The 20,607-nt window shown below is 71.1% G+C and carries 18 protein-coding genes and 1 pseudogene; 9 read left to right on the forward strand and 10 right to left on the reverse strand.

The features are described 5' to 3' along the window. Positions 1-541: 541 nt before the first annotated feature. Both ABZ444_RS02000 and ABZ444_RS02005 read right to left on the reverse strand, forming a co-directional pair. Positions 542-1,660: a zinc-binding dehydrogenase gene (locus tag ABZ444_RS02000; RefSeq protein ID WP_357991324.1), complete on the reverse strand. Its 1,119-nt coding sequence runs from the start codon at positions 1,658-1,660 to the stop codon at positions 542-544. Next, complete coding sequence (locus ABZ444_RS02005; RefSeq protein WP_357991328.1) at positions 1,653-2,603, reverse strand: Gfo/Idh/MocA family oxidoreductase; 951 nt, start codon at positions 2,601-2,603, stop codon at positions 1,653-1,655. Before ABZ444_RS02005 ends, ABZ444_RS02000 begins: the two co-directional genes overlap by 8 nt. A 98-nt stretch (positions 2,604-2,701) precedes the next feature. Between ABZ444_RS02005 and ABZ444_RS02010 the strand changes: the two genes are divergently transcribed. Genes ABZ444_RS02010 through ABZ444_RS02020 form a run of 3 tightly spaced genes read left to right on the forward strand, consistent with a single transcriptional unit; the run spans position 2,702 to position 5,412 of the window. After that, on the forward strand, positions 2,702-3,676 hold the full coding sequence (locus ABZ444_RS02010) for a glucosyl-3-phosphoglycerate synthase (protein WP_357991331.1): 975 nt from the start codon (positions 2,702-2,704) through the stop codon (positions 3,674-3,676). After that, positions 3,673-4,791, forward strand: a complete 1,119-nt coding sequence (locus ABZ444_RS02015; RefSeq protein ID WP_357991334.1) for a glycosyltransferase — start codon at positions 3,673-3,675, stop codon at positions 4,789-4,791. The genes ABZ444_RS02010 and ABZ444_RS02015 overlap by 4 nt, the downstream gene beginning before the upstream one ends. 12 nt (positions 4,792-4,803) lie before the next feature. Then, a complete protein-coding gene (locus ABZ444_RS02020) occupies positions 4,804-5,412 on the forward strand; it encodes a response regulator transcription factor (protein WP_357991336.1) in 609 nt (202 codons plus the stop codon). Positions 5,413-5,787: 375 nt separating this feature from the next. Here the strand turns inward: ABZ444_RS02020 and ABZ444_RS02025 are convergent. Both ABZ444_RS02025 and ABZ444_RS02030 read right to left on the reverse strand, forming a co-directional pair. After that, positions 5,788-7,440: pseudogene (locus ABZ444_RS02025) on the reverse strand (histidine kinase); the annotation flags it as partial. A gap of 25 nt (positions 7,441-7,465) precedes the next feature. Continuing rightward, complete coding sequence (locus ABZ444_RS02030; RefSeq protein ID WP_357991339.1) at positions 7,466-8,260, reverse strand: universal stress protein; 795 nt, start codon at positions 8,258-8,260, stop codon at positions 7,466-7,468. A 79-nt stretch (positions 8,261-8,339) separates the two neighbouring features. On the opposite strand from ABZ444_RS02030, the gene ABZ444_RS02035 reads away from it, so the two are divergent. Next, positions 8,340-8,642, forward strand: coding sequence for a hypothetical protein (locus ABZ444_RS02035; protein WP_357991342.1), 303 nt, complete (start codon positions 8,340-8,342; stop codon positions 8,640-8,642). 86 nt (positions 8,643-8,728) lie between these two features. After that, positions 8,729-9,277, forward strand: coding sequence for a phosphatase PAP2 family protein (locus ABZ444_RS02040; protein ID WP_357991345.1), 549 nt, complete (start codon positions 8,729-8,731; stop codon positions 9,275-9,277). Here the strand turns inward: ABZ444_RS02040 and pip are convergent. After that, on the reverse strand, positions 9,243-10,202 hold the full coding sequence (gene pip / locus ABZ444_RS02045; protein ID WP_357991347.1) for a prolyl aminopeptidase: 960 nt from the start codon (positions 10,200-10,202) through the stop codon (positions 9,243-9,245). The genes ABZ444_RS02040 and pip overlap by 35 nt on opposite strands. A 66-nt stretch (positions 10,203-10,268) precedes the next feature. On the opposite strand from pip, the gene ABZ444_RS02050 reads away from it, so the two are divergent. Next, positions 10,269-11,186, forward strand: a complete 918-nt coding sequence (locus tag ABZ444_RS02050) for a threonine/serine dehydratase (RefSeq protein WP_357991350.1) — start codon at positions 10,269-10,271, stop codon at positions 11,184-11,186. On the opposite strand, the gene ABZ444_RS02055 is transcribed toward ABZ444_RS02050, so the two are convergent. The 5 genes from ABZ444_RS02055 to ABZ444_RS02075 all read right to left on the reverse strand — a co-directional run bounded on the left by ABZ444_RS02055 (position 11,177) and on the right by ABZ444_RS02075 (position 13,974). Next, the gene (locus ABZ444_RS02055; protein WP_357991353.1) at positions 11,177-11,755 is read right to left on the reverse strand and encodes a hypothetical protein; all 579 of its coding nucleotides are present in this window, start codon (positions 11,753-11,755) and stop codon (positions 11,177-11,179) included. The two genes, ABZ444_RS02050 and ABZ444_RS02055, sit on opposite strands and share 10 nt — an antisense overlap. A 67-nt stretch (positions 11,756-11,822) precedes the next feature. Beyond that, entirely contained in the window at positions 11,823-12,242 is a 420-nt protein-coding gene (gene mscL / locus ABZ444_RS02060; protein WP_357991356.1) for a large conductance mechanosensitive channel protein MscL, read from the reverse strand. Positions 12,243-12,322: 80 nt separating this feature from the next. Further along, entirely contained in the window at positions 12,323-12,538 is a 216-nt protein-coding gene (locus ABZ444_RS02065) for a DUF397 domain-containing protein (protein WP_357971014.1), read from the reverse strand. Between the two features lie 163 nt (positions 12,539-12,701). Beyond that, on the reverse strand, positions 12,702-12,905 hold the full coding sequence (locus ABZ444_RS02070) for a DUF397 domain-containing protein (protein WP_357971015.1): 204 nt from the start codon (positions 12,903-12,905) through the stop codon (positions 12,702-12,704). Positions 12,906-13,125: 220 nt separating this feature from the next. Then, on the reverse strand, positions 13,126-13,974 hold the full coding sequence (locus ABZ444_RS02075) for a helix-turn-helix transcriptional regulator (RefSeq protein WP_357991359.1): 849 nt from the start codon (positions 13,972-13,974) through the stop codon (positions 13,126-13,128). A 605-nt stretch (positions 13,975-14,579) separates the two neighbouring features. Here ABZ444_RS02075 and glgX point away from each other — a divergent pair. The 3 genes from glgX to treZ are packed head-to-tail and all read left to right on the forward strand — an operon-like array spanning position 14,580 to position 20,518. Then, entirely contained in the window at positions 14,580-16,673 is a 2,094-nt protein-coding gene (gene glgX / locus ABZ444_RS02080) for a glycogen debranching protein GlgX (protein WP_357991362.1), read from the forward strand. Next, entirely contained in the window at positions 16,666-18,816 is a 2,151-nt protein-coding gene (gene treY / locus ABZ444_RS02085) for a malto-oligosyltrehalose synthase (protein WP_357991365.1), read from the forward strand. Before glgX ends, treY begins: the two co-directional genes overlap by 8 nt. Then, on the forward strand, positions 18,806-20,518 hold the full coding sequence (gene treZ / locus ABZ444_RS02090; RefSeq protein ID WP_357991368.1) for a malto-oligosyltrehalose trehalohydrolase: 1,713 nt from the start codon (positions 18,806-18,808) through the stop codon (positions 20,516-20,518). The genes treY and treZ overlap by 11 nt, the downstream gene beginning before the upstream one ends. Positions 20,519-20,607 lie beyond the last annotated feature (89 nt).

A 20,607-nucleotide genomic window follows, 5' to 3' on the forward strand; every position in this document is an offset into this window, starting at 1 on the left:
CTCGTTCGAGATCGAGGACCCGCTGTTCAACGCCGCGTACGGTGTGGCCGAGTCGGCGCTCGCCGAGATCGCCGAGGTGTGCGGCCACGACCCCGAGCCCCACCGGCGCGAGGCCGCCGCCGTCACCGCCGCCATGGTCGACCACCTCTACCAGGACGGCCACTTCCGCCCGCGCGACCTGCGCACCGGCCGGCTGATCCGCTCGGGCAGCGCCGCCGGCCTGGTGCCGCTCATGCTTCCCGGGCTGCCACTGGAGATCGCCGAGGCGCTGATCGGCACGGCCCTCGACAGGTTCTCCCTCAAGGACGGCGTGCTGCCCAGCCACGCCCCGGCCACGGCCGAGTTCGACCCGGCCCGCTACTGGCGCGGGCCGAGCTGGATCAACCTGACCTGGCTGGTCTGGCAGGGGCTCCGGGACCGCCGTCCCGACCTGGCCGACCTGCTCGCCGAGGGCATGATCCACGCCGTCGCCCACTCCGGCTTCCGCGAGTACTTCAACCCGTTCACGCTGCGCGGCCACGGCTGCCGGGACTTCAGTTGGTCAGCGGCCCTCATCCTCGACGTCGTGGCTGAGCACGGCCTGGACGGCCTGCCGCCGTCGGGCCGCGAGATCGGTCAGAAGTTCGGGAGCCTCCCCGAAGCCGACGACGTCGGTGATCACGTGCTCGCGTAGCAGCCTCCCGCGCTCCCTGAGCAGGCCGATCGTCTCGTGCGAGAGGCGTTCCCGGTCCCAGGCGTGCGCGAGGCCGCGCGGCACCCGGCCGATCTGGGCGCAGCGCAGTGCCAGCCCGTTGTGGTGGAACTCCTCGCCCAGCCGCACCTCGTCGGCGCCCTGGGTGTAGAACGCGAGGTCGATCAGCGTGCCCTGCGGGCGCAGCAGCCGCAGCCCCAGGGCCAGCGCCCGCGGTTGACCGCGGCACTGGAAGACCAGGTCCGCGCCGCGGTCGCCCGGGGCGTGCCGCCAGCGGCGCTTCAGCGTCACCGCCGGGTCGTCGTCGGGGGCGGCCAGGACCTGCGCGCCGATCGCCTCGGCCACCGCGAGCCTGGCCCGGGTCTCGTCCACGACCACCACCTCGGCGGCCCCGCAGGACAGGGCGAAGGACGCGGTCAGCAGCCCCACCACGCCCGCCCCGACCACCGCGACCCGGCGCCCGCGCACGCCGTCGCCCAGGTGCTGGACGGCCGGGCCGTGCAGGTCGGCGGCCGCGTGCAGCAGGCCGTTGGCGCAGATCGGGCCCATGTGGGCGACGTAGATGCCGAGCAGCGGGTCGAGGTCGCCGGGCAGCACGACGAACCGGTCGGTCATCGGGTCGGCCACGTACGCCGTGCGGTGACCGTAGGCCATGGCGACCTGCGCGCCCTCGGCCACGGCCCGCGTGCGGGTCTCGGCGACCACGCCCACCTGCATGTAGCCGATGCCGCGCACCGGGTACGCCACCGACGGCGTGCCCGGCAGGAACAGCCCGAGCGCCGGGTCCCAGGCCGAGGTGAGGTAGGGGTTGGCGCCCTTGAGGTAGGTCAGCTCGGTGCCCGCCGAGACGCCGCTGTGCGTGGTGGCGACCATGAACCCGCCGTCGGGCGGGCCGGCCAGCTTCTCCTCGACCAGGCACACCTCGCCGGGCGCCTCGATGCTCAGTGTCGTGCTCGTCGTCTCAGTCATCCAGCATCACCGGCCTCCGTTCCGCCGCGGAGCGCGCCAGCGCGATCGCCAGGCGGTGGGTTCGCAGGGCTTCGCCGTACGGCGCGCGCACGTCGGCGTCCTTCCCGCGCACCGCGTCGATGAACGCGCGGTCCACGAGGGTCTTGGCGTGGCCGCCGTCCTCGACGGCCTCCTCGCCGTCCACGAGCAGCCGGGTCTCGCTGAGCTCCAGCGCGATGCCGTCGGCGCACACCTCCAGCCCCACCCGGTGCTTGCGGCGCAGCAGGCAGGAGGTGGCCAGCAGGCCGGTCGCGCCGCCCGCGAAGCTCATCACGGCCGAGGTGGCCCGGTCGATCTCGCCGTCCACCGCGTTCCCGGCCGGTACGGCGTGCACCATCGACACCTCGCCCACCAGCAGCCTGGCCAGGTCCAGGACGTGGACCGCCTGCTCCAGGATCTGGCCGCCGGACATGCTCGCCCTCAGCCACCAGCCGACCGGCGGGACCTTGTCCAGCCAGTGCCCGAGCGCGAGCTGGACGGGACGGCCGTCGAGCCGTTCCCTGGCCCGGTCGACGATGTCGAGGTAGCGCCAGTGGTGGCCGACGGCGGACGGCAGCCCGCGCCGGTCGATTTCGGCCGCGATGTTTTCTGCGGTTTTGAGATCGAGAGAAAGGGGTTTTTCCACAAAAATCGGGAGATTACACGACAAGACGTCGTATTCGGGGTTACCGTGCGCGAAAGGAGGCACACAGACGTAGACAGCGTCGAGACCGCCGGCCTCCAGCAGGCCGGCATGGTCGCCGTAGGCGGGGGCGCCGTGCGCGGAGGCCAACGCCTCAGCCTTGTGGAGATCGGTGTCGGCCACCCCGGCGATCGTCACGTCGGGGAAGCCGGACAGGACATCTGCGTGGCGAGCGGCGACATTTCCGGCACCAATGATGCCGACACGGGTAATTGGGGACACAACCCGACATATGCCACGTCTAGGGGTTAACAAACAACGATGTTCAAAGGCGCATAGATCGGGCAGGGGTCGTGCCCCTATGAGATGGGGCTGACTGCATGGAGACAGATGTGCGTGCCTTGGCCAGGGCCCAGGAGTGGTGTGGCCCGCATTCCAGTACGGCTGCCGAATGGCCGGTGGATGCCTTAATCGCGGCCAAGGGCAACACAACGGTGAGCGTCGTCCTGCCGGCGCGCGACGAAGAACGCACGGTCGGGGACATCGTCACCGTGATCAGACGTGAACTGGTGGAGCAGGCGCCACTCGTCGACGAGATCCTCGTCGTCGACTCCAACTCCACCGACGCCACGGCGGAACGGGCACGCGCGGCGGGCGCGCGCGTCGTGGCGCAGAACGAGGTGCTGCCCCACCTGCCACGCATGTCGGGCAAGGGGGAGGCGCTGTGGAAGGGCCTGGCCGCCTCCCATGGCGACATCGTCGCGTTCGTCGACTCGGACCTGCTCAACTTCGGCTCGCACTTCGTGTCCGGGCTGGTCGGTCCGCTGCTGGTGAACTCGGGCACCCATTTCGTCAAGGCGGCGTACGAACGGCCCTTCACGGGCGAGGACGGCGTGCCCCGGCGTGGCGCGGGCGGCCGGGTCACCGAGCTGGTGGCCAGACCCCTGCTCAACCTGTTCTGGCCGGAGCTGGCGGGCTTTCGCCAACCCCTCGGCGGCGAGTACGCCGCCCGGCGCGAAGTGCTGGAACAGGTGCCCTTCGTCACCGAGTACGGCGTGGAGCTCGGCCTCCTCGTCGACCTCCTCCAACTGGTGGGACTGGACGCGATGGCCCAGGTGGACCTGGGCTCCCGCACGCACGGCCACCAGTCCGTGAACGCGCTCGGCCGGATGTCCGGGCAGATCATGCTCACCGCGTGGTCCCGGCTGGAACGCCAGGGCCGCGTGGTGTCCTCGGAATCCCCGGCTCACACACTGCTGCAGTTCGGCCTCGACGGGCGGGCCGGCCTGGTGGACGTGGGAGTGGCGGAACGGCCGCCGCTCGCCTCGCTCATGCTGGAGGAGGACGTCGCGTGAAGGTGCTGATCAACGCGGGACCGTGGCTGGCGGTCCCGCCGCCCGGCTACGGCGGCATCGAGAACGTGGTCGCCACCCTGGTCCCCGCGCTGCGCGAACGCGGCGTCGAGGTCGTGCTGGCCTCCGTGGCGTCGAGCACGCTGGAGGCCGACGAGCTGATCGCCGTCTACGACGAGGGCCAGTTCGCGGAGTTGCAGAAGCCGTACAACCAGGTCATGGGGATCGCGCACGCGCACCAGGCGCGGGTGGCCGCCGAGTTGCGCGCCCGCGACGACATCGACCTCGTCCACGACCACGTGGAGGTCGTCGGGCCGGCGGTGCTGGCCGCGCTGGGCGGGCCGCCGGTCCTCCACACCCTCCACTGGGACCTGCGCAAACACCCGGCCTTCTACGGCGCCTTCCCGCGCTCGATCGCGGTCAACGGGGTGTCGGACTCGCAGCTCGCCCGCGCCCCCGAGGCCCTGCGCGCCGCCTCGCTGGGCTCCGTCTACCTGGCCACGCCGCTCGCCGGCCAGGACGTCCGTGCCGAGCGCGGCGAGCACCTGGTGATCATGGGCCGGGTCTGCGGGCTCAAGGGCCAGCACGTGGCCGCCCGGATCTGCCAGAAGCTGGGCCTGCCGCTGGTCGTGGCCGGCCCGGTCTGCGGCCGGGACAGCCAGGCCGAGCTGGACGTCGTCCTGCAGGATCCCTACCACCCGCTGCACAGCCATCCCGACGTGCGCTACCACCTCGACCAGGTGTCCCGCTACCTCGACGGCGACCTGGTCAGGTGGATAGGCGCGGTCGGCGGCCAGGAAAGGGACGAGCTGTACGCCTCGGCCCGCGCCGCGCTCTTCCCCATCCAGTGGGACGAGCCCGGCGGCACGGCGGTCGTCGAGGCCCTGGCGCTCGGGGTGCCGCCGGTGGGCCTGCGCCGCGGCTGCCTGCCCGAGATCATCGACCACGGCCGTACCGGCTTCCTCGCCGACACCGAGGAGGAGCTGGCCGAGTACGTCCAGCGGGTGGACGAGATCGATCCGGAGGAGTGCCGCCGCGAGGCCAGGCGCCGCTTCTCGCCCGGCGTGATGGCCGACCGCTACCTGGACCTGTACGACCGGGTCCTGCGCGCGGACTGATAGACATGTGCGGTGATTCGCGTACTTCTGGCCGAGGACCAGGCCGTGATCAGGCACGCGCTCGCGACCCTGCTCGGCCTGGAGGCCGACTTCGAGATCGTGGCCGCGGTCGAGTCCGGTGACGCCGCCGTGGCCTCCGCCGCCGCGCACCGGCCGGACGTGGCCGTGCTGGACATCGACATGCCCGGCACCCTCGACGGGCTGGCCGCCGCGGCGGAGATCCGGGCCAGGGTGCCCTCGTGCCGCACGCTCATGCTCACCGCCTACGGCAAGCCCGGCCATCTCAAGCGGGCCCTGGCCGCCCAGGTGGACGGCTTCCTGCTGAAGACGGCGCCGCCGGAGGACCTGGTCTCGGCGATCAGGCAGGTCACCCGGGGCGGCCGGGTGCTCGACCCGTCCCTCGCGGTCACCGCCTGGGACCTGGCCGACAACCCGCTCACGCCGCGCGAGGCCGACGTGCTACGGCTGGTGGCGGGCGGCGCCGAGGCCCCCGACATCGCCCGCCGGCTGCACCTGACCGCCGGGACCGTGCGCAACTACCTGACGGCCATCGTCGCCAAGCTGAACGCGCGCAACCGCACCGACGCCGTGCGCATCGCCACCGAGGCCGGCTGGATCTAGCGGAGCGCGCGCGTCGAGCCGGAACCAGCCGTCCTCGGCGGCGGTCGTGAGCCGGCCGCCCAGCGTGGCCAGGCGGGTGGTGAGGTTGCCCAGCCCGGACGAGCCGCGACGGGGGACCGCCGTGGCCGCGCCGTCGTTGCGGACGAGCAGCCCGACCTCGTCGCCGGCGGCGGAGGTGGAGATCACGCAGGCGCGCGCGGCGCTGTGGCGCAGGACGTTCGTCACGGCCTCGCGCAGCACGGCGCTGAGCACGGTCTCGACCTCGGCCGGCAGCTCGGGGTGCGCGAGCCGCAGGGTGGCCTCGACCCCGGCCGCCGCCAGCACCTTCCTGGCCGACTCGGCCTCGGCGGCGAAGGACAGCTCGCGCTGCTCGCCGGTGACCGAGCGCAGGTCGTGCCGGGCGTGCTCGGCCATGGTGACGACGTTCTCCAGCTCCCGGACGGGGTCGGGCAGGCGGCGGGCCAGCTCGCAGGTGAGCAGGATGGCGGCCAGGCTGTGGCCGAGCAGGTCGTGCAGGTCGCGGGCGGCCCGCAGGCGCTCCTCGACGACGGCGGAACGCGCCAGGCTCTCCCTGGCGGCGTGCAGTTCCTTGGCGAGCTGGGCCAGGCGGAGCAGGCTGTAGACCACCACGCCGGTGGTGAGCGTGCTCACCGTGATGTTGACGCGGCCGGGCAGCTCGTACAGGGAGGCGACGGTCCAGACCGCGGCCAGGATCGCGGCCGTCAGGGGCCAGGCCGTCCGCGGGCGGAAGGCGAGCAGCACCGGACCGGCGAGGAAGCCCGCCGCCCCCAGCCAGATCGGCCCGAACACCGGGATCGGGGCGAAGGTGAGCGCCGCCATCACCCCCAGCGCCACCATGTGGCGGCCGGTGACCGAGCGCAGCTGCATGACGACGATCACGGCCAGCGCCGCGACCGCGGGAGCCAGCAGGCCGGCCGGGATCTGCAGCAGCGCCTTGACGCTGAACCCGACCAGCACGGCGGCCAGCAGGACCACCGAGACGTCGGGCGGCTCGCGTCGGGCCGCCGCGGGCGGGCGCGTGGCGGGCAGCACCGCCTCCACCGTGTACCGGCCCCGCCCGGACAGGCCGCGGGTGAGCGCGCCGCCCGCCGCCGCCACCTGGCGCGTGAGCCCCGCCGGGTCGGCGAGCCCGCCGGCGTCGTCGTCCTCGGCCGTGCGGCGGCCGTCGTCGGCCACGCGCAGGTGTACCTGGGCCCGTTCTGGCTCCTCCCAGGTCTCGATCACGCACATCGTGGCGGTGCCGCGGCGGGCGACGTCCGTGACCGCCTCGCGCAGCACCGAGGCGAGCAGCGCGCCCGCCGGGCCCAGCGGCTCGGTGTGGGCGGCGCGCACCTGCACGCCGACGCCGGCCGCCTCCAGCAGGGCGTGGGCCGTGGTCAGCTCGGGGGCCAGGGACATCGCGCGGTAGCTCGCCGCCGCGGCGCGCGCGTCCGCCAGCGACAGCCGCGCCGTCGCGACCACCTCGCCGAGCGTCTCGGCCGCCTCCCGCGGCGCGGCCAGCGCCCGCCGCGCGCCCGCTCCGATCGTGGCCAGGCCGCGCCCGAGGCCGTCGCTCAGCTCGGCGGCGATGCGCAGCCGCTCCTCGGCCACCGCCGCCGCGGCCAGCGCGGGACGGGTGGCCTCCATCTCGGCCACCCGCTCGACCAGCCGGATGAGGCCGAACACGACCAGCGACACCAGCACCGTGGTGATCGCGAGGTCCGTCGTGGAGACCGCGTCCCCGGCATAGCGCCAGTGGTGGATCACGACGCCGCTGAAGGCCACCGCGGGCGCCAGCGCCCACCAGCGCGTCACCAGCAGCGACCCGGCGAGGAAGCCGAGGATCGCGACGGACGCGCCCTGCCCCAGCGTCACCGCGTAGACCAGCACGCCCTGGACGGCGAGCAGCCACCCCTTCCTGACCCGCAGCGTGAAGGCGCACTGCGCGGCCAGCACCGGCAGCGCCCCCCAGGCGCCGGCCACCACGTAGACGCCGGCCAGCGAGGCCAGCACCACGACGACGATCATCCGGGCTACACGCACGCCCAGAAGCTTAGGAGAACCCCCGCGGCAGCACGGTGACCGGGCAGGAGGACGACCTGAGCACCTTCATCGCCAGCTCGCCCAGGAACACCCGGTGGGGCTGGGCGTCCTCGCCGGCGGCGCAGACCAGCAGCTCGCCGGGCAGCCACTCGACGTCCTTGAGCGCGGCCTGCACGTCGTGGCCCTCGGCCACCTCCGACTCGGCCTCGATGCCGGTGCTCTCCCAGGCCAGCCGTACGGCCAGGGCGAGGTCGTCGCGCAGCTTGCCCTGGTCCTCGGTGCGCAGGTCGAGGGTGATCAGCCGGAGGGGCACGTCGAGCCGGAGCGCCGCCTGGGCCACCCGCTCGACCGCCGCGTCGCACTGCGGCCGGTGGACGTAGGCCAGGGTGAGCCGGGCGGGCTCGTCGGGCGGCACGTAGCCCGAGGGTGCCAGCATCACCGCCTCCGGCGACAGGTGCAGCAGGTGGTCGGCGGTGCTGCCGACGGCGATGCGGCCGTACTGGCCGCCGCTCGCCGAGCCGACCACGATCAGGTCGGCCCTGATCCTGCTGGCCAGCACCGCCAGCCCGCGGCCGGTGCCCCGGCTCTCGAACGCCATGTACTCGGCCGGGACGACGCCCAGCTCCTCACCCGCGTGGGCCAGGTTGGCCTGGGCCTCGACGGCCAGCCCAGGGCTGCCCGGCGGATAGATCGACGCCACCGTGAGCTCGCCCCCGGTCAGCCGGGTGATGGCGGCCCCGAGCGCGAGGGCGTCCCGCCCACCGGGGTCGTTGCTGTAGCCGACGATCACGTGCTCTCCGATCACGTTTGCCCTCTTACCCGCTCTGAACTGGGAATACGCGGTCTCTGCCGATGCGTTTGAAACGATTGGAGGCGTAAAAACAGTGAAGATCACCCTTGACACCCGTTTCAACGGGTCCCTCGGCCCGGTCACCCTAGGTGAAGCGGTTCAGCACCTCAAGGCGCACGACCTGACGTGCACCGTCCCCGCCGGCATCGTCGAGCAGAAGGTCACCGTCTTCTCCGACTGCGTGGAGCGCGGCTTCACCCCGCTGCGCAGCGAGATCATGGCCGCGTACTACGTGGCCGAGCGGGACGCCACCGCCGAGGCGTTCGACCGCGGCCTCATCACCGAAGGCGAGCTGGAGCAGAGGCGCGCCCTGCTGGTGCGCCAGTACCTTGGGTAAGGACCGGAATCGCCCTTTCGGTCGAAGCATTTGACGATCAAAGTTCATAAGGTCGTGTCCACTACCCGTTCACGGATTGGACACCTGTGTACCGCGACATCGTCGACTTCGCTCTGACCACGCCCGGGTGGCTGCACGCCCTCGCCGAGTTCGGCACGGACGCCGGCCTTTTCATCTTCGCGGCGCTGTTCCTCGCGTGCTGGTGGCGGGCGCGCCAGGCCCCCGCCCGCGACCTCGCGCTCGCCATCGCCGGGCCGGCCGGGGTGGTGGGCGCGTACGTCGTGAGCGAGGGCGTGAAGCTGCTGGTCCGGGAGGACCGGCCGTGCCGTGGCGGCATCGCCACGATCGCGGCCTGCCCGCCCTCCACGGACTGGTCCTTCCCCAGCAACCACACCGTGATCGCCGCCGGGGCGGCGGGCACGCTCATCCTGGTCTGGCGCGCCTTGGCCTGGGTGGTGCTGCCGCTGGCCGCCCTGATGGGCTTCTCCCGGGTGTTCGTCGGCGTGCACTACCCGCACGACGTGGCCGGCGGCTTCCTGCTCGGCCTGGTGCTCGCGCCGCTGTTCGCGCTGCTGCTGGTCGGCGCGGTCACCCCCGCGGTCAGGCTCGCGCGAAGCCGTCTGTCGCCGCGATGAGCCGGTCGACGATGCCGGGCTCGGTCGCCGCGTGCCCGGCGTCGTGCACCACCTGGAAGTCGGCCTCGGGCCACGCCTTGTGCAGGTCCCAGGCGGTGGCCATGGGCGTGCAGGCGTCGTAGCGGCCCTGGATGATCACGGCCGGGATGTGCCGGACGCGGTCGACGTCCCTGATCAGCTGCTCGGGCTCGAACCAGCCGCCGTGGCGGAAGTAGTGGTTCTCGATCCTGGCGAACGACACCGCCATCTTGTCCTCGCCGAACTCCGCCACCAGGCTCGGGTCGGGCAGCAGCGTGATCGTCGCGCCCTCCCACTGGGACCACGCCTTGGCCGCCGCGAGCCGGGCCGCGTCGTCGTCACCTTCGAGGCGGGCGCGGTAGGCGGCCATCAGGTCGCCGCGCTCCTCGACGGGGATCGGTGCCAGGTACGACTCCCACAGGTCGGGGAACAGGTAGCTCGCGCCCTCCTGGTAGAACCAGTGCAGTTCGTGCGGGCGCAGCGTGAAGATCCCGCGCAGCACCAGCTCGGTCGTACGGTCGGGGTGCGTCTGGGCGTAGGCCAGCGACAGCGCGCTGCCCCACGACCCGCCGAACACCTGCCACCGCTCGATGCCCAGGTGCTCGCGCAGCCGTTCCATGTCGGCCACCAGGTTCCAGGTGGTGTTGGCGGCCAGCGACGTGCCCGGCGTGCTGGCGTGCGGCAGGCTGCGCCCGCAGTTGCGCTGGTCGAACAGGACGATGCGGTACAGCTCGGGGTTCCACTGCCGGCGGTGGTTGGCGCTGCACCCGGCGCCCGGCCCGCCGTGCAGCATGACGGCCGGCTTTCCGTCGGGGTTGCCGCAGACCTCCCAGTAGATCTGGTTGCCGTCACCCACGTCGAGCAGGCCGGACTCGTAGGGTTCGATGGGCGGGTACAGAGTTCTCATGTCTCGCGATCCTGCCATGGAGCAGGAGCTCGCCGAATTGTGCCGGTCTGAGCCTAGAGTGACCGTATGGACCTGGTGACGATCGACGACATCCGCGCGGCGGCCGGGCGGATCAACGGAACCGCGGTGCGCACGCCGCTTCTGAGGATGGGCGAGGCGTGGCTGAAGCCCGAGAGCCTCCAGCCGGTCGGGTCGTTCAAGATCCGCGGCGCCTACAACGCGCTGGCCGCCCTGCGTCCCTCCGGCGTCGTCACGCACTCCTCCGGTAACCACGGCCAGGCGCTGGCGTTCGCGGCGGCCGAGTTCGGCGTGCCGTGCGTGGTCGTCGTGCCCGAGGGCACCCCGGCGGTCAAGGCGGCGGCGATCGAGGGCTGGGGCGCCGAGCTGGTGATCGTCCCGCCCGACCAGCGCGAGGTGACGGCCGAGCGGCTGGCCGGCGAGCGCGGCCTGACGCTGGTGCCGCCCTACGACCACCGCGCGATCATCGCCGGGCAGGGCACGATCGGGCTGGAGATCGTCGAGGACCTGCCGGACGTCGAGGCGGTGCTCGTGCCGATCAGCGGCGGCGGGCTGGCCGCCGGCGTCGCGGCGGCGGTCAAGGCGCTGCGGCCCGACGTCCGCGTGTACGGCGTGGAGCCCGAGCTGGCCGCCGACGCCGCCGAGAGCCTGGCGGCCGGGCACGTGGTGGCCTGGGAGACCACGCGCACGTTCCGAACCATCGCCGACGGGCTGCGCGTGAACCGGGTGTCCGAGCTGACCTTCGCCCACCTGCGCGAACACCTCGAAGGCATCGTCACCGTGTCGGAGGACGAGCTGCGGGCGGCGATGCGGCACATCGCGCGCACGGCCCGGCTGGTGGCCGAGCCCAGCGGCGCGGCGACCACGGCCGCCCTGCTGTCGGGCCGCGTCCCCGCCGGGCGCACGGTGGCCGTGCTGTCCGGGGGGAACGTCGATCCTGAGCTGTTCGCCCAGGTCTACGCCTGAGCCCAGGCGTGGCGGGTGAGGAACCCGCGCTCGCCGGTGGCGTACTCGTGGAACGCCTGCTGCACCTCGGCCAGCTCGGGCACCACCGTGCGGACCATCGTGCCCTCCTTGTACTCCAGCTCGTAGCCGGGGGAGACCTGGAGGAAATGCCGGCCGAAGTTCACCAGGGCGACGAACGGGTTCTGCGGCGACAGGGTGGCCAGGACGTCGTGGACCAGCCCGAGGTCGGGGTCGTGCACGACCATCCCGTCGCCGGTGTGGAGCTGCATGCCCTCGTACACGCCGAGCGGGGCCACGTTGTGCACCAGGTCGCGCTGGGGGTCGTAGCAGACCAGGCCGTGCGCGCGGGCGGTGGTCAGCACCTGGGCCGAGCTCTCGTCCATCGTGTCCAGGTCCATCGTCACCAGGACGTGCCCGGGGTACAGGGTGACCTCCCCGGGCAGCTCCTTGGCGACGTCGGGCACGTCCCCCTCGACGGGATCGCTCCGCCTCACCGCCAGATACGTGGCCCGGGCCTGATCCCTGCTGATCGGCACGGGCTCGTCCCAGACCATCAACTCAACGCTCATCGGTCCATCTTGCCGAACGACCACCGTGCCGGTGCGCCACTGGGGTCAAGAGTCCGTGATGTACGGTTCAGCGCGGTTTCTCGGACTGGGGCACCAGCTCCACCGTGCAATGGGCACACCGACTGGCCTCGGCCGGGATGTCGGACAGGCACTCGGGGCACTCCTTGGTCGTCGCGGCCTTGTCCCGGTCGAACAGGTGGATCAGCCGCGTCATCGGGGCCACGACCAGCCAGTAGACGACCGCCGCGATGACCAGGAAGGTCAGCAGGTGGTTGAGGAAGTCGCCGTACTTGAACCGGCTGCCGTTGATCGTGAAGGAGTACTCGGCGAAGTTCGGCTGCCGGCCGCCGGTCACCGCGCCGATGAGCGGGGTGATGAGATCGGTGACCAGCGCCTGGACGAGCCCGCTGAAGGTCGCCCCGACGATGACGGCGACGGCCAGCTCGACGATGTTGCCTCGGAGTAAGAACTTCTTGAAACCGCCCATGGAGTCGGCATATTGCCGGGGGCCGCGGCCTGAAACCCCGATGGCCCCCGACAGAGCCCGATGGAGAACGTCGTGGCCGGTCAGACCTGGGGCGCGAGCCGTTCGAGATCGAAGCGGCCGTGCCGCACGCCGTCGAGGAACGCGGTCCACTCGTCGGTGGTGAACGACAGGACGGCACCGCTGGCGTCCTGACTTCCCCGCACCCAGACCCGGTCGGCGAGCATGGTGACCTCGACGCAGTCGCCATTGTTGCACCGTTGCCAGCGTGCCTGGTCAAGGGCAGGTGGGCGTTTCATCCATTACCTCCTGAAGGCGGCTGTAGAGGTATTGAGCCGAAGGTGATTTTACCTTGACAGTCGAGGATGACCAGGCGACAAAAGGGGCAGTGGCGAACGCCGGCGCCGGACAAAACAAAAGGCGGGCGTCCGTGAGGACGACCGCCGGAAAAGCGCCGCGCGCTCAGTCGGACTGACGTATTCCGCGCAGGAACGCGTCCCATTCCCGGGCGCTGAAGGTGAGGACCGGGCCGGCCGGGTTCTTGTTGTCCCGCACGCCGATCTCGCCGGGGGACAGCAACGCGACCTCGACGCATTCTCCGTTGTTGCAGCGCGAGGCGGCCCGCCACCGCGGACCCGCCTGGACGTCAGGGTGGTGGGACGTCATTGTCTCCCCCTCGTGCATCGACAATGGGCGCGGCGGCGGGTCGGACCTCGCCGGGCGCGCTCGGACGTTTCACTCGGACGCCGGCGATCTCACGTGGAGAGCGAAAGCGTCCCAATGGATGAACAGTAGCACCTGGCACTTGCCACGAGAACGAGGCTCTGATGTGTCGGAGGCATCATGCCAGGTGACCGGAAAAACGAGATGATCCTGTGACGGAGCGCTAAGCGAAGTTTGCGGCCATCTCGGTAATTCGCCGCTTCGATTCCTGGATGCCCAGGGCCTCGGCCCGCAGATGGTCGATGATCTCGCGAAACCGCCGGACCACCTTATCGGCCTCCAGGTAGAAAAGGCCCATTTGATGTTCCACGAAAATGGTGTCGGCGATGCCGGAGTCATGGTCGAACTCCATGAGCCGGAAGGTGCTGTCGAAGCCCACGTGCGCCCCCGCGGTGAACGGGATGACCTGGATGGTGACGTGCGGCAGCTCGCTCAGCTCGATGAGCCGGTCGAGCTGTTCATGCATGGTCTGCCGGCTGCCCACGTGCCGGTAGAGCACCGACTCGTCCAGCAGGACCCAGTAGCGCAGGGTGTCGGGCCGGTGCAGCCACTCCTGGCGCTTCATCCGCACCCTGACCCGGTCGTCGAGCACGTCGGGCGCGATGCGGGGCAGCCAGCCGCGGATCACGGCGCGGGCGTAGTCCTCGGTCTGGAGCAGGCCGGGCACGGTGGTGATCTCGTACTCGGTGATGGCGCTGGCCTCCGCCTCCAGGCCGAGCATCTGCCGCAGCTCGCGGTTGTCGTAGAACTGCCACCACTCCTTCTGCCTGGCGTCCTTGGCCAGCGTCATGAGCTGGGCGGACTCGGCGGGGGAGACGTCGTACAGGCGGCACAGGTCGCGCACGTCACGCAGGCTGACGCCGCGCTGGGCGGTCTCGATCCGGCTGATCTTGGCTGGGGAGCACAGGAGGAGCTGGGCCACCTCGGCGATGCTGAGGTTCTTCTCGTTGCGCAGCTCGCGTAAGCGCATCGCCAGTTGCCGCTGCCGGAGCGTCGGGTTGGGGATGGTCATCGCCGCACACTCCCTTCCCGCGCGGTGGCCGGTTGCCCCGGAGCGTACCCCTGGGTTCGGTTTCGAAGGCATGTGCGGTAGGTAATCGTCACCGGCACGTTCCTATGGCAAGTGCCAATTCGGGGTGGGTTTCCGGCATCGGAGGGTAAAAGTCAGCCAAGCCGTAAGAGAGGGGGATGCCCTGGGCTGATTTGATCAAACCACCAGAGATCGAAATGCCGCGTTCATTCCCTGACGCGATGGCTCACCAGAGGCCGTCCGTCACATAAGGCTGGGCCGACGGGGGCTCGTCGGCCCGGCTGCGACGATCATTCGCTACTGCCAGAGCGAGGATCGACCGTCCTGATCGCGGGGGATCGGGGACGCAGCGTCGCGTCACCCCGATCGTGGGTGCGGATCCGGTGCGCGGGGGCCGCGCATCGGATCCGTGAACCACGCCACCCCCCACCGGGCCGAACACGTGAGCCGTCTTCGACACCGCGCCGTCGGAGGCGGCTCACTCGATTTTTCGGAGTATTCCGGACGGACGCGTGGGAAGGAACAGGGTGGCCTTGTCCGGCGGAGCGGGGGAACGGAACATGGGGAGAGACCGCAAGGGAGCCTCGATGATCGAGATCTGGCCTGGAGACCCCTATCCTCTCGGGGCGACCTACGACGGCGCGGGCACGAACTTCTCGCTCTACACCGAGGTCGCCCAGGCGGTGGAGCTGTGCCTGTTCGACGAGGACAACGTCGAGTCGCGGGTGCCGCTCACGGAGGTCGACGGGTTCATCTGGCACGGATACCTGCCCGGCATCGGCCCCGGCCAGCGCTACGGCTACCGGGTGCACGGGCCGTACGAGCCGGCGCGCGGGCTGCGCTGCAACCCGAACAAGCTGCTGCTCGACCCGTACGCGATGGCGATCGAGGGCGGCGTCGACTGGCACGAGGCGGTCTACGGCTACCGGTTCGGCCAGCCGGACACGCGCAACGACGCCGACTCGGCCCCGTACGTGCCGCGGTCCATCGTGATCAACCCGTTCTTCGGGTGGGGGCACGACCGGCCGCCGGCGACGCCGTACCACGACACGGTGATCTACGAGGCCCACGTGCGCGGGCTGACGATAAGCCATCCCAAGATCCCCAAGCACCTGCGTGGCACGTACGCGGCGCTCGGCCACCCCGAGATCCTCGACCACCTCACCAAGCTGGGCGTGACGGCGCTGGAGCTGATGCCGGTGCACCAGTTCGTCACCGACCACATCCTGGAGCAGCGCGGCCTGTCCAACTACTGGGGCTACAACTCCATCGGCTTCTTCGCCCCGCACAACCGCTACTCCAGCACCGGGCAGCGCGGCGGGCAGGTGCTGGAGTTCAAGGCGATGGTGCGCAGCCTGCACGAGGCGGGCATCGAGGTCATCCTCGACGTCGTCTACAACCACACCGCCGAGGGCAACCACCTCGGGCCGACGCTGGGGTTCCGGGGCATCGACAACAGCAACTACTACCGCCTGGTCGAGAACGACAAGCGCTACTACGTCGACACCACGGGCACGGGCAACAGCCTGCTCATGCGCTCCCCGCACGTCCTGCAGATGATCATGGACTCGCTCCGCTACTGGGTCATCGAGATGCACGTCGACGGGTTCCGCTTCGACCTCGCCTCCACCCTCGCCCGCGAGCTGCACGAGGTCGACCGGCTGAGCGCGTTCTTCGACCTGGTGCAGCAGGACCCGGTGCTGTCGCAGGTCAAGCTCATCGCCGAGCCCTGGGACGTCGGCCCGGGCGGCTACCAGGTGGGCAACTTCCCCTCGCGCTGGACCGAGTGGAACGGCCGCTACCGCGACACGATCCGCGACCTGTGGCGCGGGCAGGCCGCCACGCTGCCCGAGTTCGGCTCCCGCTTCACCGGGTCGAGCGACCTGTACAAGGACGACAGCCGCCGCCCGGCCGCCTCCATCAACTTCGTGACCTGCCACGACGGCTTCACCCTGCAGGATCTCGTCGCGTACAACGACAAGCACAACGAGGCGAACAAGGAGGGCAACCGCGACGGCACCGACGACAACCGGTCGTGGAACTGCGGCGAGGAGGGCCCGGCGAGCCTGGCCATCGAGTCGCTGCGCGAGCAGCAGAAGCGCAACTTCCTCACCACGCTGTTCCTGTCGCAGGGCGTGCCGATGCTCTCGCACGGCGACGAGCTGGGCCGCAGCCAGAAGGGCAACAACAACGGCTACTGCCAGGACAACGAGCTGACCTGGGTCGACTGGTCCGACATCAGGGAGAACTGGCTGCTGCTGGAGTTCACCCAGGAACTGGCGGCGCTGCGGAAGAAACATCCGGTCTTCCGGCGCAGGAGGTTCTTCTACGGCAGGCCGGTACGCGGGCTGAGCGACATCGCCTGGCTCACCCCGTCCGGGGAGGAGATGACCGACAGCGACTGGAACGTCGGCTACGCCAAGTCGCTGGCCGTCTTCCTCAACGGCGACGCCATCACCGAGCCCGACCGGCGCGGCCGTCCGATCAGGGACGACTCCTTCCTGCTGCTGTTCAACGCCCACCACGACACGATCAAGTTCACGATTCCCCAGGACTACGGCGAGATGTGGCACACCGAGATCGACACCGCGATGCCCATCAGGCTCGACGTGCGGATGGTGCGCGCGGGCGAGGCGATCGAGGTCCCCGGACGCAGCGTGCGGGTGCTGCGCCGTGTCTAGGCCGGCCTCGACGTACCGGGTGCAGCTCACCCCCGACTTCGGTTTCGCGCAGGTCGCCGAGATCGCCGGCTACCTGCGCGACCTCGGCGTCAGCCACGTCTACCTGTCGCCGGTGCTGCAGGCCACCCCCGGGTCGCGGCACGGCTACGACGTCGTCGACCACTCCAGGATCAGGGAGGAGTTCGGCGGGGCCACCGGCTTCCGCGAGATGGCCCAGGAACTGGCCGCGCACGACCTGGGCATCGTCATCGACATCGTGCCCAACCACATGAACACCATGAACGCCCAGTTCTGGTCGGTGCTCAAGGACGGGCCCGCCTCGCCGTACGCCGACTGGTTCGACATCGAGTGGGTGGACGGGAAGGTGGCGCTGCCGGTGCTCGGCGACGACACCGAGCCGGTGGTCGACGGCGACGTCCTGCGCTACCACGAGCACGCCTTCCCCCACCCGGGCCACTACCGGCTGGTCGACTGGCGCGAGGGCCCCGGCTACCGGCGCTTCTTCGACGTGTCCTCGTTGATCGGGTTGCGCGTGGAGGACCCGTCGGTGTTGTTCGCCACGCACGAGGTGATCTTCTGGCTGCTCGACGAGGGCCTGGTCGACGGGTTGCGCATCGACCATCCCGACGGCCTGGCCGATCCCCGCGGCTACCTCGACCGGCTGCGCGAGCGGACCGGCGGCCCCTGGACGGTCGTGGAGAAGATCCTCATCGGCCCCGAGCGGCTGCAGCCCGACTGGGCCTGCGACGGCACGACCGGCTACGAGGTGCTCAACCGGATCAACGGCCTGTTCGTCGACCCATCGGGCAAGGAGCCGCTGGTCCGGCTGTTCAGCGAGCTGACCGGGCAGCCGGACGACTACCGTCCGGTGATGACGCAGGCCAAGCGCGAGGTGCTCGACCTGTTCTTCGGGGCGGAGATCGACCGGCTGGCCAGGGTCACCGGCTGCGAACCCGCCGCGGTGTCGGAGCTGCTGGCCGCGATGCCGCTCTACCGCGCCTACCTGGTGCCGGGGGAGGAGCCGCCGCCCGAGTCGGTGGAGATCGTCGAGCTGGCCGCCGCCGAGTGCTCGCCCGCCGTGCGGCCGCTCGTCCAGCAGGTGCTGTACGGTTCGCCGGAGGCGATCGTGCGCTTCCAGCAGACGTGCGGGCCGGTCATGGCCAAGGGCGTGGAGGACACCGCGCTGTACCGGTGGTTCCCGCTGTCGTGCCTCAACGAGGTGGGCGGCGAGCCGGACGTGTTCGGTGTCTCGGTGGAGCAGTTCCATGACTTCTGCGGGGAGATGTCCCCGTACACGATGACGACCCTGTCCACGCACGACACCAAGCGGTCGGAGGACGTGCGCGCCCGGTTGTCGGTGTTGTCGGAGATGCCCCGGGAGTGGGCGTCCGTGGTGTCCGAGTGGTCGCGGGAGCTCTCCTTCGACCCCCACCTCGACTACCTGGCCTGGCAGAACCTCATGGCGGCCTGGCCGATCTCCGCCGAACGCCTCACCGACTACCTGCTCAAGGCGGCTCGGGAGGCCAAGACCGCGATCTCGTGGGTGCGTCCGGACGCCGGTTACGAGCGGCGGCTGCGGGAGTTCGCGCAGGCCGCCGTGCGGCTGCCGGTGGAGGAGTTCACCGAGCGCATCGAGCCGTTCGCGATGTCGAACTCGCTCGGGGCCAAGCTGGTGCAGCTCATGATGCCCGGGGTGCCCGACGTGTACCAGGGCAACGAGACCACCGACTTCTCGCTGGTCGATCCGGACAACCGGCGGCCCGTGACGTACCCGCGCAAGCCCGAGACCTCCTGGGACGCCGCCAAGCTCCTGGTCACGACGCAGGCGTTGCGGCTGCGCAGGCGGCTCGGGGGCGCGGCGCCGTACCTGCCGCTGCGGGCCGAGGGGGAGGCGGCCGAGCACGCGATCGCCTTCGCCCGGGGCGAAGGCCCGCGGGCGGTGGCGGTCGCCACCAGGCTGCCGGTACGCCTCGCGCGCCGCTCCGCGGTCGCCGGCCACTCGGTGTGGGGCGACACCACCTTGACGCTGCCCGGCGGATCCTGGCGCGACCTGCTCACCGGCGAGCCGCATTCGGGAACGGTTCCGCTGGCCCGGCTGCTCGATCAGTACCCCGTCTCACTGCTGGAGCGACATGATCTTTGAGGTCTGGGCACCGAAGGCCACGGCTGTCGAGGTCGACGTTCTGGACGGACGCCGGCCGATGTCCCAGGGGGAGAGAGGCTGGTGGTGGGCCGAGGTCGCCGAGGCCGGCCACGGCACCAGGTACGCCTTCGTCCTCGACGGCGGCGGGCCCTACCCCGACCCGCGCTCCCGGCGGCAGCCGGAGGGGGTGTTCGGGCCGAGCGCGGTCTACGAGCACGACCGCTTCACCTGGTCCGACCACGACTGGAAGGGGCGCGACCTGCGCGGTTCGGTGATCTACGAGCTGCACGTCGGCACGTTCACCGGCGAGGGCACGTTCGCCGCGGCGATCGAGCGGCTGGAGCACCTGGTCGAGCTCTGCGTGGACTTCGTGGAGATCATGCCGGTCGCCCCCGTCCCCGGCGGGCGCAACTGGGGTTACGACGGCGTCGACCTCTACGCGGTCAACGAGACGTACGGCGGGCCCGACGGGCTGAAGTCGTTCGTGGACGCGTGCCACCGGGCCGGGATCGGCGTCATCCTGGACGTGGTCTACAACCACCTGGGGCCGTCGGGCAACTTCCTCCACCCCTTTGGTCCGTATTTTTCCGGGTTTGCTGGTAGCTATTGGGGCGAAGCGGTCAATCTGGACGGGCCGGGGTCCGACGAGGTCCGCCGGTACTTCATCGGCAACGCCGTCCAGTGGCTGCGCGACTACCACATCGACGGGCTGCGGCTGGACGCCGTCCACGCGCTGCACGACAGGCGCGCCCGCCACCTGCTGGCCGAGCTGTCGGAGGAGGTCGACGCGCTGGCCTGCTCGCTCGGCCGGCCGCTGTCGCTGATCGCCGAGTCCGACCTCAACGACCCGCGCATGGTACGCCCGCTGGAGGCCGGCGGCCTGGGGATGACCGCGCAGTGGAACGACGACGTCCACCACGCCCTGCACACCGCCGTGAGCGGCGAGAGCCACGGCTACTACGAGGACTTCGCCGACCCGTCGGCGCTGGCCAGGGTGCTGACCCGAGGTGTGCTGCACGACGGCGGCTACTCCGGCTTCCGCGACCGGGCGCACGGGCAGCCCTTCTCCGGCGTGCCCGGCCATCGGCTGGTCGCCTGCCTGCAGAACCACGACCAGATCGGCAACCGGCCCGGCGGCGACCGGCTGCCCGTGTCCGCGCTCAGGCTGGGGGCCGGGTTGCTGCTGACCTCGCCGTTCACGCCGATGTTGTTCATGGGGGAGGAGTGGGGGGCCCGCGCGCCGTTCCTGTTCTTCTCCGACCACGTGGAGCCAGAGCTGCGGGAGAGCGAGGGGACGCGGCGCGAGCGCGAGTTCGACGGCTTCGGGTACGCCTGGGACGCGCCCGATCCGTCCGACGAGGAGGCGTTCCTGCGTTCCAAGCTGGACTGGAGCGAGCTGAAGGAGGAGGAGAACTGGTCCCTGCTGTGCTGGTACCGGGACCTCATCGCGCTGCGCAAGGCGCTGCCGGAGCTGTCGGATCCGCGGCTGGACCGGGTGCGGGTGGAGGCCGATCCGGAGGGGAGGTGGCTGGTCATGTGGCGCGGGACGGTGTGCGTCAGCGTCAACTTCTCCCCGGAGACGCTGACGTTGCCGCCGGCGGGCGCCACCCTCCTGCTGGCCTCGGACGACCCGGTAGCCGCCGGCCCCGACGGCCTCCGCCTCCCCGGCCAAACCCTGGCCATCACCCGCACCACCCCCTGACCGCCGGCCCCCGCCTCCCCGCCCAGCCCCTCGCTCCCTCTCCCCGGCCGGCGGGCGTCCGCCTTGCCGGTCAGGCCCTCGCCATCTCC

This window comes from Nonomuraea sp. NPDC005730 (assembly GCF_040630865.1).
In the GTDB taxonomy this organism is placed as follows: domain Bacteria; phylum Actinomycetota; class Actinomycetes; order Streptosporangiales; family Streptosporangiaceae; genus Nonomuraea.